Origin of the sequence: Marivirga arenosa (assembly GCF_030503895.2) — a bacterium.
GTDB lineage: Bacteria > Bacteroidota > Bacteroidia > Cytophagales > Cyclobacteriaceae > Marivirga > Marivirga arenosa.
In genome coordinates this window covers 457,567-471,755 of sequence record NZ_CP129970.2, presented here as the reverse complement: position 1 = coordinate 471,755, position 14,189 = coordinate 457,567, and the positions used below count along the sequence as shown (strand labels likewise).

Annotated in this window: 15 protein-coding genes; 6 read left to right on the top strand and 9 right to left on the bottom strand. The window is 32.4% G+C overall.

The annotated features are described in order from the left end of the window. Nucleotides 1-3 precede the first annotated feature (3 nt). The 3 genes from QYS48_RS02020 to QYS48_RS02010 all read right to left on the bottom strand — a co-directional run bounded on the left by QYS48_RS02020 (nucleotide 4) and on the right by QYS48_RS02010 (nucleotide 2,968). Nucleotides 4-693: a response regulator transcription factor gene (locus QYS48_RS02020; RefSeq protein WP_308357320.1), complete on the bottom strand. Its 690-nt coding sequence runs from the start codon at nucleotides 691-693 to the stop codon at nucleotides 4-6. A 112-nt stretch (nucleotides 694-805) separates the two neighbouring features. Further along, nucleotides 806-1,840, bottom strand: a complete 1,035-nt coding sequence (locus tag QYS48_RS02015) for an aminopeptidase (RefSeq protein ID WP_308357319.1) — start codon at nucleotides 1,838-1,840, stop codon at nucleotides 806-808. Then, entirely contained in the window at nucleotides 1,841-2,968 is a 1,128-nt protein-coding gene (locus QYS48_RS02010) for a hypothetical protein (RefSeq protein ID WP_308357318.1), read from the bottom strand. Between the two features lie 102 nt (nucleotides 2,969-3,070). Between QYS48_RS02010 and recA the strand changes: the two genes are divergently transcribed. From recA to QYS48_RS01995, 3 genes are all read left to right on the top strand, one after another. Continuing rightward, a complete protein-coding gene (recA, locus tag QYS48_RS02005) occupies nucleotides 3,071-4,105 on the top strand; it encodes a recombinase RecA (RefSeq protein WP_308357317.1) in 1,035 nt (344 codons plus the stop codon). Nucleotides 4,106-4,235: 130 nt separating this feature from the next. After that, nucleotides 4,236-4,850, top strand: a complete 615-nt coding sequence (locus QYS48_RS02000) for a DUF3267 domain-containing protein (protein WP_308357316.1) — start codon at nucleotides 4,236-4,238, stop codon at nucleotides 4,848-4,850. Between the two features lie 61 nt (nucleotides 4,851-4,911). Then, nucleotides 4,912-5,310, top strand: a complete 399-nt coding sequence (locus QYS48_RS01995; RefSeq protein ID WP_308357315.1) for a hypothetical protein — start codon at nucleotides 4,912-4,914, stop codon at nucleotides 5,308-5,310. A gap of 1 nt (nucleotide 5,311) precedes the next feature. On the opposite strand, the gene QYS48_RS01990 is transcribed toward QYS48_RS01995, so the two are convergent. The 3 genes from QYS48_RS01990 to QYS48_RS01980 are packed head-to-tail and all read right to left on the bottom strand — an operon-like array spanning nucleotide 5,312 to nucleotide 6,967. Beyond that, entirely contained in the window at nucleotides 5,312-5,770 is a 459-nt protein-coding gene (locus tag QYS48_RS01990; RefSeq protein WP_302103979.1) for a cytochrome c, read from the bottom strand. After that, nucleotides 5,760-6,416, bottom strand: a complete 657-nt coding sequence (locus QYS48_RS01985; RefSeq protein WP_308357314.1) for an SCO family protein — start codon at nucleotides 6,414-6,416, stop codon at nucleotides 5,760-5,762. The genes QYS48_RS01990 and QYS48_RS01985 overlap by 11 nt, the downstream gene beginning before the upstream one ends. An 11-nt stretch (nucleotides 6,417-6,427) precedes the next feature. Further along, nucleotides 6,428-6,967, bottom strand: coding sequence for a CopD family protein (locus QYS48_RS01980; protein ID WP_308358419.1), 540 nt, complete (start codon nucleotides 6,965-6,967; stop codon nucleotides 6,428-6,430). A 138-nt stretch (nucleotides 6,968-7,105) separates the two neighbouring features. Here QYS48_RS01980 and QYS48_RS01975 point away from each other — a divergent pair, with 138 nt between their 5' ends. Beyond that, nucleotides 7,106-7,786: a Crp/Fnr family transcriptional regulator gene (locus QYS48_RS01975; RefSeq protein WP_308357313.1), complete on the top strand. Its 681-nt coding sequence runs from the start codon at nucleotides 7,106-7,108 to the stop codon at nucleotides 7,784-7,786. A 49-nt stretch (nucleotides 7,787-7,835) separates the two neighbouring features. Here QYS48_RS01975 and QYS48_RS01970 read toward each other — a convergent pair whose 3' ends face one another. Next, nucleotides 7,836-8,762: a hypothetical protein gene (locus QYS48_RS01970; protein WP_308357312.1), complete on the bottom strand. Its 927-nt coding sequence runs from the start codon at nucleotides 8,760-8,762 to the stop codon at nucleotides 7,836-7,838. A 10-nt stretch (nucleotides 8,763-8,772) separates the two neighbouring features. Beyond that, nucleotides 8,773-10,047, bottom strand: a complete 1,275-nt coding sequence (locus QYS48_RS01965; RefSeq protein ID WP_308357311.1) for a CHASE2 domain-containing protein — start codon at nucleotides 10,045-10,047, stop codon at nucleotides 8,773-8,775. A 136-nt stretch (nucleotides 10,048-10,183) separates the two neighbouring features. Between QYS48_RS01965 and meaB the strand changes: the two genes are divergently transcribed. Next, nucleotides 10,184-11,173, top strand: coding sequence for a methylmalonyl Co-A mutase-associated GTPase MeaB (gene meaB / locus QYS48_RS01960; RefSeq protein ID WP_308357310.1), 990 nt, complete (start codon nucleotides 10,184-10,186; stop codon nucleotides 11,171-11,173). Between the two features lie 6 nt (nucleotides 11,174-11,179). Further along, entirely contained in the window at nucleotides 11,180-13,153 is a 1,974-nt protein-coding gene (locus QYS48_RS01955; RefSeq protein ID WP_308357309.1) for a choice-of-anchor B family protein, read from the top strand. 8 nt (nucleotides 13,154-13,161) lie between these two features. Here QYS48_RS01955 and QYS48_RS01950 read toward each other — a convergent pair whose 3' ends face one another. Beyond that, nucleotides 13,162-14,172 (bottom strand): DUF3667 domain-containing protein, encoded by a 1,011-nt coding sequence (locus QYS48_RS01950; RefSeq protein ID WP_308357308.1) that lies wholly within the window; start codon nucleotides 14,170-14,172, stop codon nucleotides 13,162-13,164. Nucleotides 14,173-14,189 lie beyond the last annotated feature (17 nt).

Here is a 14,189-nt window from a genome sequence, read left to right as displayed (position 1 = left end):
ATTTTAATCCATATCAAATTTATAGCCCACACCTTTTACAGTTGAAATGTAGCCTTCACCTACTTTTTCCCTTACTTTACGAACGTGTACGTCCACTGTTCTCGCTAAAACATATACGTCTGAACCCCAAATATTTTGCAATAAATCATCTCTATTAAATACTTTATTAGGATTTTGAGCAAGGAAGTAAAGTAATTCAAACTCTTTTTTAGGCAGGGAAACTTGTTTGCCATCAACTGTTACGGTATAACTTGTGCGGTCAATGGACAATCCTCCTATGTTGATTTTATTGCTATCTTTTTGCTTTTTAACATCTCTTCTGAAATAAGCGTTAATTCTACTCATTAGAGCCCTTGGCTTGATGGGTTTTGTAATATAATCATCAGCGCCATTTTCAAAGGCCGCTACTTCCGAATACTCTTCTGAACGAGCCGTTAAAAAAATGATAAAAGCATTTGCAGCTTCTGGGATTTCTCTTAATTGCCTACAAGTTTCAACACCATCCTGATTAGGCATCATAATATCTAATAGTATAAGCTGTGGTTGAAATTTCTTTGCTTTTTCAATTGCAGACTTACCATCAGTTGCAGTTTTTACTTCATAGCCTTCTTTTGTAAGGTTATAATCTAGTAATTCTAAGATGTCTGATTCATCGTCAACGACAAGCACTCTATGGTTTTGCTTGTTTCCCATGGTTATTTAAGATTTTGTTTTAGGCTAAATTCGCTAAAAATATCTATAAATTAAGCGATAAATGTGGTAATAACAATTTCTTAATATCTAATTAAACTTTAAGATACATTTGTTATAAAGAATTAAAATTATTCTGATAATAATTCAACATTTTAAGAATGTCGCCATTAAAACTTTCTTCTAATTGCTTTTTCAATGTATAGTAATTTCCACTATACCTTTTATATGACAGTAAAAAAGCATTGTTCACATCCAATTCAGTTTGTACATAATTTTTGTATTCCACATTTTTAAAAGGCTGTTCAGATAGTTCTTTTTTGAATTTTTCAATAAATTGATATTTGAGATTCTCTTTTTGTACAATGCTATATCCTTCAATTTTTCTGTAAAAGTTTTCGAATCTATTTAAGTAATTATTTATGAATCGATTGAAAAGATGTCTGTCTTCTAGTTGATCTAGGTAATTTTTGTATTCTTCACTGTGAGTTAAGTTCGCTTCTTTAAAATATAGCTTGGTAAATTCCTGACCGAAAAAAGAGGCTAAGTTTTCATTAAAATCAATGCTATCTCTTATAAAAACCTCATCATGCGTAAGTTCATGTAAAATCAATTCAATCAATCTGCCATCAGTATTATTCAAAACATTACTTAACAATGGGTCATTTAACCATCCTAATGTTGACCAGGCTCCTGCAGTTCTTAATCGAGTATCATAGCCTTTGTGCCTTAAATCCTTCTCTAATTTTTCAGCTTCTTCTTTTATGAAAAAGCCTTTATAAGCAACTTTTCCTAAAACAGGGAACTTCCACTCGTAATTTTCTAATTGATAAGGTAATGCTGCAGTAACTACCCACATTAATTCTTTGCCCTTTTGGTCATACATCTTTTCATATTGGCCATTAGCTTCAAAACCCAAACTGTTTTGAGCGAATTCTTTTACTTTTTTTACGAGCTGTATTTTTGATTTTAAAGAATCAGGGTAAGATTTATCAGTTAAATAATTATCAAGGGGTTCAGCGTAATACATGATTGACAGCTGTCCTTTTGCTTGATGATAACCGTAAACCACAAGTTTCCATTTCCAAATCAAGAAAATGGATATAATGATGAAAGTTATTAGAATAATTTTTCTGAAAACTGATTTCAATTATTTGTTCGTTATGGGCAAGGTTTTGAAAATATTAAAGTAAACTGCGTGAGAAAATTCAAATATTTGATTCCCGAAATCCCAATAGGGTTCAAAACGAAGTAGCAAAGTAGAAGATTCACCGATTTGAAATTCATTCATAACTCTAAGAATCAATAGTTCCCGTTGATCTTCAAAAAATCTAGAGTTTGGATCAGTGGAATATGATTGGTAAATCCTACCGCCTTTATAGGAATAAAAGTGATCTCCTTTCCAATAACTCAGCATAAAATCACCTACTTTAGTTTCTATTGTACCATTTAGATAATAGCCATATCCTTGAATAAACGGAAGTCTAAATTCTCTACTGTCATCTATATAATGGAGAAAATATCCTTCCAGTTTATGACCCTCAAAAAAATCAAATTTATTTTTCCTTTCGTAAGAAAATCCAAATGCATTGTTGAAACGTGTAACCAACGGTTGCCCTCTGAGTGCATCAATTTGTCCTGCTCTATGATAACCTCTGAATTGATAATGAAAACTTAAAGTGTTGTTATGTTTTTGATAGAAATCATATCTACCTACAACTCCTCCTGATACTTCTTCTTTGAAAGGAGAATCTTGATAAATCATTTTCTCCCAGTTAATCCATGCATCAAAAAATATTTTATCAGTATTATATAAATACTGAAGACCATTTTCAAGAGGATCAACCATTAGCCGTTCAAAATCTTCAAGCGGTTCTAACATTTTATGATGTATTGATCCGTTATAATTCCCGAATATAAGTTGACTATTATTCCAATTGTAAAGAATGCTGATATAGGGTATGGAATAGGTTAAATTATTATTTCCAAAATCTTTCTGTAAAAAAATACCTGCCTGAAGATTTACTTGTTCATGCAATTGGTATCCAATACTAGGTATAAATCGAGTGCCGAATAGCGTATATCCTTTTACAATTTCATTAAAATACTCATTGTTTTTGTTGAAGGCTAGCACTCTTAAATTAAAACTGAAAGGATCATCTAATGTACTGTCAATTTCTATTTTTTGCTCAAATCCAGAATTGTCTAATTGTGCTAATAAAGGATTAATACAAATAACTATAATAATAAGAGAAACATTAATAAATTTGAATTGCATAAATTTAGTTCTAAAGCGACTAGATAGCATTTGGCAATTGTTTCTTTTCCTGCTAAATTCGATGCAGCAATTTACACATTAGCCCTATACAATTAATAAAAGATGAGCGAAAAAAGCGAAAAATTAAAAGCATTACAATTAACAATTGATAAACTCGATAAAACTTACGGGAAAGGTTCTGTAATGAAGTTGAGTGATGAGAAAGTAGTCGATGTTCCTGCAATCCCAACAGGTTCTTTAGGTTTAGATATAGCCTTAGGTATTGGTGGAATTCCTAGAGGTAGAGTGATTGAGGTATATGGTCCTGAATCATCGGGTAAAACGACCTTAGCTATGCATTGTATTGCTGAAGCTCAGAAGAAGGGAGGAATGGCAGCAATAATTGATGCTGAGCATGCTTTTGATAAATCGTATGCTGAAAAATTAGGGATTGATACTGAGAATTTATTGATTTCCCAACCTGATAGTGGTGAGCAAGCATTAGAAATTGCTGAACATTTGATTCGCTCCGGAGCATTAGATATTGTAGTAGTAGATTCCGTAGCAGCTTTAGTACCTAAAGGTGAGCTTGAAGGCGAGATGGGGGATAGCAAAATGGGACTTCAAGCCAGATTGATGTCTCAGGCTTTAAGAAAATTAACGGGTGCTATTAGTAAAACAGGCTGTGCATGTATTTTTATTAACCAGTTAAGAGAGAAAATTGGGGTTATGTTCGGTAATCCTGAAACTACAACCGGTGGTAATGCATTGAAATTTTATGCTTCTGTAAGATTAGATATTAGAAGAATTGGGAGTATAAAAGAGGGGCCAGATAATATTACAGGAAACAGAGTTAAGGTTAAGGTTGTGAAAAATAAAGTAGCTCCTCCTTTTAAAGTGGTTGAGTTTGATATTATGTATGGTGAGGGAATTTCTAAGGTTGGTGAGATCATTGATTTAGGGGTTGAATTAGATGTGATTAAAAAGGCAGGTTCATGGTTCTCTTATATGGATAATAAGTTAGGGCAAGGTAGAGATGCTGTTAAATCTTTAATTTTAGATAATCCTGAATTGATGGAAGAATTAGAGACAAAAATTAGAGCTAAAATAAACGGTGAAGATTTAGAAGAAGCAGAACCAAAAACAAAAAAGAAATAGAAAAAGAAATAATTTAAAAAATGGAATCAAAAGCAGCTGCATTATGCAGCTGCTTTTTTTTGTAAAGTTCACTAAAGCTTAACATAGATATTGAATATTCTTTTAAAATTTATTTTACATTTATAAGTAAATGAATACAGAGTTAATTAAGAAGAATAGTCAATATAAAAGTATCTTAACCGTTTTGAATGGGAACGATTGGCTTTTGTTTATGGCTACTTTTGTTAGAAGAATTAATCCTGTTACTATAATATTTTGGCTTTATTTAGGCTCTTTATTAGTAGCTTTTCTAATTTCGATTTTTGCCTTCAATTTAATGCTACTAAATTCTAGAATTTGGATAATTGGAATTATCGGAGGCTTACTTCTTTCTCTTTTAGTTACTCCTATATTGCATGAGTTTATACATTCATTTTTTTACAAATTGCTAGGAGCGAAAAAGGTAGTGTTTAAGTGGAGTAAAAGGTTATTAAGGTTTAACATCTATTCATCTGATTTTGTATTAAGCAAGAAAAATTATTATGTAATTAGTTTAGTCGCATTTCTATTATTTTCAGTCACCCCATTTGCATTATCATTTTTCTTTAACAATGTTCTTTTTTTGCTTTTACAGTCTTTATCTATTTTTCACTCTTTTTATGCATTAAAAGATTTAGCGGTTTGTTCTTATTTATATAAACATCACAATAGTTATTTACATATTGGTCAGGATGAGCGTGCCGTTTTTTACAAGAATATAGAATGATTTTACCAACCCTGATTTAATTTTAATCGTTCTCAGAATGAACTTTAAAATTAAATTGAAAATGAAATTAATTCTTGTAAAATTTAGTCTGATCCTATTGAGTGCCTTTTTTATTGTAGCTTGTGGTTCTAAGGAAGCAGATATTGAAAAGTTGAAATCTGAAACCATTGCGATTCATGATGAAGTAATGCCTAAAATGGATGATATCATGAAACTTAAAAAATCACTAAGAAATGAAATGGATAGCACCCAATCTAATGAAGAAATTCAGCGATTAATTATTTCACTGGAGGAGGCTGATAAAGCCATGATGAACTGGATGCGTAATTATGATCCTAGAATGGAGAATATGACAGAAGAAGAAAAGATCGAATATCTAAACGAACAAAAGTTATCAATTTCGGAAGTGAGCAAAAAAATGAATAAAAGTATTTCTGAAGCAGAAGAGTATTTAAAATAATTTAATTAGAACAGTTGGAAAGAACCTTTTCAACTGTTTCTATTTCTACCATACCTTTCTCATTTCCCCAACTGTTGTAAACATAAGTAGATATTTCAGCTATTTCCAGATTTGTAAGTCTATTTAAAGCCGGCATTGCTTGATTATACGTTTTACCATTTACTTTAATTTCTCCTTTTATTCCATTTTTAATTCCGCATATAGTTCTTGGAATATTTTCAAGCATATAATCTGAGTTAGCCAGAGGAGGGAAAAGTTTTCCTAAACCCTCTCCTTTATCTTGGTGGCAGTTACTGCAATGTGTTGTATACAGCTGTTTGCCTTGAATCATATATTTAGCAAATTTCTGCATTTTAGCATCAGAATAATTTGCTGTTGCAGAGTTTTCAAACTCTTCATAACTGCCGCAAGCAGACAATAATATTATAAAGGCAATTGCTAAATAGAATTTATTTCTCATAGGTTTTTAGGAGTAAATCGATATCCGTAATTAATTTATCTACTTCTTCTGATTTTGTGCCATCATAAACACCTCTGATCTTTCTTTCTTTATCAACTAATACAAAAGCACCGCTATGGATGTAACCACCAGCTTCATTTTCATCTTCCATGGCAGTTACCATATATCCTTTTTGACCTAATTCGTAGATATCCTCTTTATTTCCAGTAACGAAATGCCATTTTGGTGCTTCTACGCCTAATTTTTCCGCAAAGTCATGTAATAAGGCTACTGTATCATATTCTGGGTCTATTGAATGTGAGATGATTCCTACTTCAGGGTTATCTTTATAGGCTTCATAAACTCTTAGCATTTCCTTCTTCATAGTTGGGCAAATGGTAGGGCAGGAGGTAAAGAAAAAATCAGCCACATATACTTGGCCTTCAAATGATTCAGGAGTCACCCAATTACTATCTTGGTTTACCAGCTTAAAGTCTGGAATTGTATGATCAACCGTATCAATTACTTTTTGCCCATCTACAATCTTTTCAACATATTCTTTTCTTCCCAAAACAGGGAATTCAGCTTTTTTATTTTTTTGGTTTTCAAATCCACAAGCAAATAGGATAAGGCTTGCTGCTGATAATGCAATAACGGATTTAATCATTTTCATCATTATTAATTCTTTTTTTCTCTTAAAGCTTTATAGATTTTTATGGCAACCATCAATAATACTCCAAACCCAATGAAGCCAATTGTTCCCCATATCCAATTCAATTCGTTTTTTAATACTATTAAGAATACAACGGCAACTAGAAAAAGTGTTGCGACTTCATTCCATATTCTCAGTTGAGTTGAAGAAAATTTCACCACTCCTTTTTGTAACTTTTTATAAATATAATGACATGAAATGTGGTAAAGATATAGCAGAAATACAAAACTTAACTTAATATGCATGAAAGGCTGTTGAAGCCAAAAGGGCTGTAATACTAAAAGGGAAGTGGCTAAAATTAAAGTAATAATTGCTGATGGCCAAGTGATTACAAACCATAATAATCGTGACATTTTACTTAACTGTTCATGTAATATGCTTCTTTCTGGTTCTTTTTTTTGAAGTGCTTCAGTTTGATAGATGAATAGTCGTACAATATAAAATAGACCAGCAAACCAAGTGACTACAAAGATGATATGTAAAGATTTTATATAGAGGTACATTATAAATGTAAGTTAAAATGCCATTTGCTTATAATTGACTATGCTGCAAAAGTAATGAATATGAACATATTTTTGTTTGTAATCGTAAAGTATAAAGTTCTTATTGGTAACAAAAATCACATTTAGTAATTTTCTTTGTTTATGGCTGATTCTAGCGAATTATGGTTTTTTGAAAATGTAGATCTTTTTAATGTTTTATGTCCTCACAAGGTAAAAGGTATGGAAGATGAGCATCCAATGACTCATTTTAAAAAGAATCAGTTTATTTATTTTCCTGAAGATGCATCGAATACTATATATATGATTGCTGATGGGAGGGTAAAAATTGGGTCATATTTAGAAGACGGTAAAGAATCAGTTAAAGCAATTTTAACTAAAGGAGAGATATTTGGAGAATTAGCATTGACAGGAGAAGAAAAAAGACAAGATTATGCGCAAGCACTAGACGCAAGTACCACAGTGTGTCCTATGACTTTAGAGGATATGCAAAATTTGATGGCTAACAATAAACCTTTAAGCTTTAAAATGCTAAAGCTTATTGGGTTAAGATTAAGAAAAACCGAGAGAAGATTAGAGTCATTAGTTTTTAAAGATGCCAGAACTAGAATTATTGAATTTTTAAAAGACGAGGCTGATGAAAAAGGAAAGAAAGTTGGGTTTGAAACCATGATTAAAAGTCATTTGACGCATAAAGATATTGCCGCTTTAACAGGTACATCACGCCAAACTGTTACCACAGTATTAAATGAATTAAGAGATAAGAATATTATTAATTTTGACAGAAGAAAGATCTTAATTCGAGATCTTGAATTATTAGCATAAAAAAAGGAAGCATGAAAATGCTTCCTTTTTAATTAGGAGTTAGTTTTTATCAGTTTGTAAAACCATTTCTGATTAAGAAATCCTCATAGGCTTTTTCAAATATGGGTACATTTGGAGCCATTTGAATAGCTTCTTCATAAGCGGTTAGTGCATCTAATAATAAGTCATTATCTTCATAAAAAGCTGCCATTACTAATTTATCCATAGCAGATTCTCCCTCTATTTCACTTTTTAATTGACTTAATGTAGATTTTATTTCAGCAGTTTCTTCCTCTGGTTTTTCTGTTATAGCATAATCATCAGATTTCAAATCTTCGCCTTTTACTTTAACCTTTACCTTGATAAAGTTTTGTCCTTTAAAAGGTGCTTTAGTCTTATCTAAGAGATATGATGTTTTATCAACTGTTTCAGTTGCAATCGTTTCATCAAATAAGTTAGTGAAAGTTAATTCATATGCTAACTTTTCAACTTCTCCTTCTTGTTTAGGCTCATTCCATCTTAAAATCACTTTATCATTTATAATTTCACTTGAGCTTTGAGCCATTATTTTTATAGAAGCACCACTTGCTAAAGCTCTATCAACCGCTCCAGTAGCCCCTAAACTTTTTCTGTAGTCTCCGCTGCTACCGTCATCGCTCATTTTATTCATTACAAAATCAGCATATTTACTTGCAACACTTGAGTTCTTACTTTTTAGGTTTGCTGCTAAGCCAGATACTGTATGAGAACCTGGCGTTTTTACTTCTAGTGTTTTACCAGAATTATGCATTAAGCCTAAATAGGCTTCCTCAGATAATTTTAATTCATCTCCAGCATTAAGTGATTGACCTGTTTTTAATTTGGTCCATTCTGCACCTTCCACTTTTACTGAGTTGTCTCCTTTATTTGCTAATACTTTAAAAACATAATTCTGTGCGTTAGCAGCATAATTACCTAGCCATAGTGCTACGACTAAAATTTTGATAAAAGATTTCATAATAATTAATTTAATTGATTTCTATCTCGTCCTTATTTCTTTTTCCAACACTAAAAAGTTCCTTACGACCCTCCCTAGTAAACATATTTTTGATTACTCCATTATAAACCTCTAAGGAGTCACCCACTACTGCTACTGTTCCCATGGCAAGTGTCAGCTCTAAATTCCAATTGAATAAATGATAACTATATATCATAACACCAATTATTAATAATAATTCTAATAGCTGTACAACTTTCGTAATGCCATCATACCAGTTTTTCAATGCGTAATATACCCACATAAATAGAAATACATTTAAATAACATAAAATAAATGCAATTATAAATTGGGTAGATTCATCTAATTTATACACATAATCTTCATCTAAGATCATTGAAATAATATTTGCATGAATAACTGCCCCATACATATCGGGCTCACCTCTACCTGCATATTTTTGATTTAATGGTGTGTAATACTTATCCTCAATATTATATCGATCTCCAAACTGCTCCCCTAAAAAACCAAAGATTACTATTTTATCTTCAATCATTTCAGGTACAAAATTTTCATCTAAAACGTCATACCAATCTAAAGCAAAGAAAGTAGTTGCAAAATTTGACAAAGATCCTAAAGAGTTGCCTTTATAGTTTATGGTTTCTATTTCATTATTTCTTGCTAACAACTTTTCAACCTTTTCAGGTGCATAATAATAAGCCATTCGAACAGCAATTGACATTTGCGTAGTATCCTGAATAGGAAGTAATGGATTAAATGATCTACAGGTTTTAACGTCTTCTTGCTGAACACCTTCGCTTGTGATTAAATTTGCGAAGGCAAAATCTGCATTAAACCGGAAGGCAGGGGCAGAGATCCTCAATGAATCAAAACTTGCAGTTTCTTCATTGAAATTCAACATTTTTGAAGCCATTACTAAGTTTTCTACTTCTGTTAAAACTCTGGCTAATGCTGTATCTTGATCGGGTCCTTTTGGATAAGGGAAGAAAGTATCCAAACCTACTACTTTGGGCTTGTATTTATTAATGATTTCAATTTGTTTGGCGATGGCTGGTCTAGGTAATCTTCCAATGTTAACTAATACAATATCATCTTCAGCTGGAGGGGCTTCTCGTAAATTTGAATAGACAACATCCGTGAATTCAACATCATCTAGTGCTTCTCCTACTACATCAATCGCTTCAAAAATGGCTAGAAATGACGATAATCCTCTAATTACTACAAAAATAAAAATAGTAGCTAAAAGAGAATCAATCCAGCGATTTTGTAAAATGTTACGATTCATCTAGTATTGAAATAATTAAACTTTTTACAAGAATAGTAAAATTATAATAATTTATTGAATTTAACAATTATATACAAAATTATTGTTATTTGGACATTTTGCATATTAACTTTTAGCTTTTAAACTTATTGATGTCTTGAAAAGAAGAAAGCGACTTTCATTAGAAGAATATAAATCAGGGATTTTATCAGGTGATCGTGTTGGGTTAAGCAGGGCTATAACCTTAGTTGAGAGCACTTTAGATAGTGATAATGAATTAGCGGCTCAGTTAATAGATGAAATATATGAGCATACTGGTAATTCTTTCAGAGTAGGGATAACTGGAGTCCCTGGAGTAGGGAAAAGCACCTTTATTGAATCTTTTGGAAAACATGTAATTGATTCAGGAAAGAAATTAGCAGTGTTAACTATTGATCCTTCCAGCCAGAAAACAGGAGGAAGTATCTTAGGTGATAAAACGAGAATGGAAACCTTAAGCAGGTCATCAAATGCTTTTATCCGACCTTCGCCATCTGGTGATGCACTCGGGGGAGTAGCTCATAAAACTCGAGAAACAATGTTGCTTTGTGAAGCAGCAGGTTATGATTTTATTATTATTGAGACGGTAGGAGTGGGGCAATCAGAAACTGCAGTGAAAAACATGGTAGATTTCTTCCTACTTTTGATGCTTGCTGGTGCTGGCGATGAATTACAGGGTATTAAAAAAGGAATAATGGAAATGGCCGATGCTATTGCTATTAATAAAGCTGATGGCGAAAATGTAGAACCTGCTAAAAAAGCAAAAAAAGAATATCAGAATGCACTTCATTTATTTCCCGCTAACGAAAATGGATGGAATCCTAAGGTAAAGACTTGTTCTGCCATAAAAGATGACGGCTTAAGTGAGATTTTAGAGCTGCTTGAGCAGTTTCATAAAGAACAAAATGAGACTGGCTTTTTTGATGAAAACAGAAAAGATCAGGCCATACATTGGATGCATCAGACGATTCATCATTTTCTGAAAAGAAACTTCTACAAAAGTCCCGAAATACTGGAAAAATTAAGCAAATTTGAAGCTGAAGTTAGAAATGGAACCAAACATTCCGTTCAAGCTGCAAGAACCTTATTGAACCAATATTATAATTGAACTATCATGATTAAATGTTTATTATCCGCAATAGCATTTTTAATTATTACAATTAATTCATTCGGTCAAACCCCATGTGAAAATGGGAGTGCTGGTGGTTATGCATGTAATCAGATTGACTTATTAGCTAATATTTCAAATGAAGAATTATCGGCTTCATCAGGTATTGAAAGTAATGATATCTGGGGATGGACTGATCCTGAAACGGCTAAAGAATATGTTTTAATGGGGCAAGTGAATGGGGTAGTATTCGTTGATATTTCTGATCCTATTGAACCCATAATTGTAGGAAGGTTGGCAAGTCATACGGGTAATTCAAGTTCATGGAGAGATATTAAAGTATATAAAGATCATGCCTTTGTAGTAGCAGATAATAATGCAGGGCACGGCATGCAAGTTTTTGATTTAACTAGATTAAGAGATACTAAAAATTTACCAAAGGTCTTTGACGAAGATGCACATTATGATGGAGTTTCCAGTGCCCATAATGTTGTAATCAATGAGTTAACGGGTTTTGCTTATATAGTAGGAGCAAGAAATGCCTCAAATAATTGCGGACAGGGTGGTTTGCATATTGTAGACATACGTGATCCTAAAGATCCAAAGTTCGCAGGTTGTTTTGATGCTGATGGCTATACTCACGATGCTCAGTGCGTAATTTATCAAGGCCCTGACGTTGATTACCAAGGTAAAGAGATTTGTTTCAATGCTAATGAGAACACTATCACTATTGCTGATGTGGATGACAAAACTAATACCTCATTAATCGCTAAGCAGGGCTATCCACAATCTGCTTATTCGCATCAAGGTTGGCTTACTGAAGATCATAAGTACTTCATCTCTAATGATGAATTGGATGAAAATAATAGCGGTATAAATACTCGAACATTAATTTGGGATGTTACAGATTTAGATAATCCTGTTCTTATTAAACAATATTATTCCGAACGAAGTGCAATAGACCATAATTTGTATTTGAAAGATGATATGATTTTTCAATCAAATTATACCAATGGATTAGTGATTTTAGATGCCTCTAAGGTAGCTGCAGCCAATTTGAGAGAGCTAGCTTTCTTCGATACTTTTCCGCAAAGCGAAAATACAAGTTTTAATGGGAGTTGGAGTAATTATCCTTTTTTCGAGAGTGGTGTAATTGCTGTTAGCGACATTAATAATGGTTTGTTTTTGCTAAAAGCTGATATTAAGAGTATAGTTGAAGAGCATCCGCAATTTACTGGATGTGGAGAGGGTGAACAAATTATTAATACACTTGTAAACCCTTTATATGAAGTAGAAAGCTATCAATGGCAGGCTGTTGAGAATGGTGCGCCACAAGATTTGAGTAATAATGCTCTTTATTCTGGAGTAAATAGTGCTGAATTAACCATTAGTGAGCTATCTGAGGATGTGTTAAATTTAAAATTCCGATGTAAAATTAGTTTAAATACAGGTGAAGTGGCTTATACTTTTTTTTCAAATACTCCTTCAGGTGTACCCTTTGTATCGTTCTCCTTTGAGGCGGGAAGGGAGAGAGAAATTCGCTTTATTAATCAATCGGATAATGCAGATAGTGTAGTTTGGGATTTTGGGGATGGATCTGCTGTTTCCACAGAAGAAAATCCAACCCATACTTATGCAGAGAAGGGGAATTATACTGTAACTTTAACAGCTTTCAATGACTGTGGAACTAAATCTACCACTATGATAATTGATGCTTCCATATTGAGTAATCAGAATGAATTGAATGAAAAACTTAATATTTTTCCTAATCCGGTAATTGATGTTTTGAATGTCGAATTCAATTCTAAAAGTACTATTCAAGAGTATCGAATAATCTCTTCAACAGGGAAAACGATGTATAAAAAAAACCAATTAGAAACTTCATCTATTCCTGTTTCTAATTGGCCAACTGGAATTTACTTTTTTGTCATCACTACAAAATCAGGCGAGTACTCAGTTAAAAAGATTGTGAAGCAATGATTCAATCATTATAGGCTAATAAGAGATATATAGAGTTCTAGTAAAAAACCAAAGACTAATAATGAGCCATAGAATACTCCTAGAATGATAAACTTTAAAAAGGACTTAAACCATCCGTTATTATAGAGTTTTTTAATGGAAAATAATGCGTATGTACTAACCCATATAAAGCTTACAAAAATAACCGTGCCATCGATTGTGGGGTAAAGACTAATGATTAATATTCCCAATCCGTATATGAAATAGGCGAAAGCATGCAAATGTAAACCGTGAATTAGGTGCTCGATATAATAATACCGCTTTTTGAAAAAAAGTAACTTTAATATGAGTGCGAAAATCGGTAAAAAGATAAACATCATCAAAGGAAGGTTCCGAACTGCTTGATAAGTAAAAATTGAGGAATTATTGATGAATGATCTGATTATTTTAGTTTCAAACAGATCTTGATCAAACCCAATAGAGTCTAAATTTGCTTCAAATTCTTGATCATTTAAAGTGTTGTCATCTGCCCAATATTTTAATGTTGCCCATCGGTCAGTTGAATCTTTAACTTTTTTACTGGCTTTTTCTATTTCTTTAACTAGGCTATCTGGAGTTTTAGTTTTCTGAATAATAGCTTGAATTCCAGCACTGTCTAAATTACCGATTCTGGCGGAGTCTAGTATTTCTTTTTGATTTAAACCTGATCGAATATTAGAATCAATAAAGTCCTTAGGTACCGTTAAACTGATCATGAAAAAGTAAAAAAGGGAAAAGATTAGGTACAATCTTATAGGATTAATATATCTTCTTCTTTTCCCTTCATTAAAAGCTCTTGTTAGCTTGCCCGGTCTAAATAAGAAGGGATTTATCGTTTTAAATAAAATAGTATCAAAACTTAAGGTATTCGAGAAAAAGTCTTTTAAAAACTCACCTATAGGTAATTTTTTATCTGAATTTTCCTGCCCACAATTTGGGCAAAAGTTTTGCGATGAATCTAGTTCTTCACCACAGTTTAAACACTTATGGTTCTCTTTCAATTTTACTTTCAATTAGG

Excerpts from the sequence above, each read along its gene's own strand:
- QYS48_RS01990 (WP_302103979.1), bottom strand. The coding sequence starts at position 5,770 with ATGAGAAATAAATTCTATTTAGCAATTGCCTTTATAATATTATTGTCT.
- recA (WP_308357317.1), top strand. The coding sequence starts at position 3,071 with ATGAGCGAAAAAAGCGAAAAATTAAAAGCATTACAATTAACAATTGAT.
- QYS48_RS01955 (WP_308357309.1), top strand. The coding sequence starts at position 11,180 with ATGATTAAATGTTTATTATCCGCAATAGCATTTTTAATTATTACAATT.
- QYS48_RS02010 (WP_308357318.1), bottom strand. The coding sequence starts at position 2,968 with ATGCAATTCAAATTTATTAATGTTTCTCTTATTATTATAGTTATTTGT.
- QYS48_RS02000 (WP_308357316.1), top strand. The coding sequence starts at position 4,236 with ATGAATACAGAGTTAATTAAGAAGAATAGTCAATATAAAAGTATCTTA.
- QYS48_RS02020 (WP_308357320.1), bottom strand. The coding sequence starts at position 693 with ATGGGAAACAAGCAAAACCATAGAGTGCTTGTCGTTGACGATGAATCA.
- QYS48_RS01975 (WP_308357313.1), top strand. The coding sequence starts at position 7,106 with ATGGCTGATTCTAGCGAATTATGGTTTTTTGAAAATGTAGATCTTTTT.
- QYS48_RS01985 (WP_308357314.1), bottom strand. The coding sequence starts at position 6,416 with ATGATTAAATCCGTTATTGCATTATCAGCAGCAAGCCTTATCCTATTT.
- QYS48_RS01995 (WP_308357315.1), top strand. The coding sequence starts at position 4,912 with ATGAAATTAATTCTTGTAAAATTTAGTCTGATCCTATTGAGTGCCTTT.
- QYS48_RS01970 (WP_308357312.1), bottom strand. The coding sequence starts at position 8,762 with ATGAAATCTTTTATCAAAATTTTAGTCGTAGCACTATGGCTAGGTAAT.
- QYS48_RS01965 (WP_308357311.1), bottom strand. The coding sequence starts at position 10,047 with ATGAATCGTAACATTTTACAAAATCGCTGGATTGATTCTCTTTTAGCT.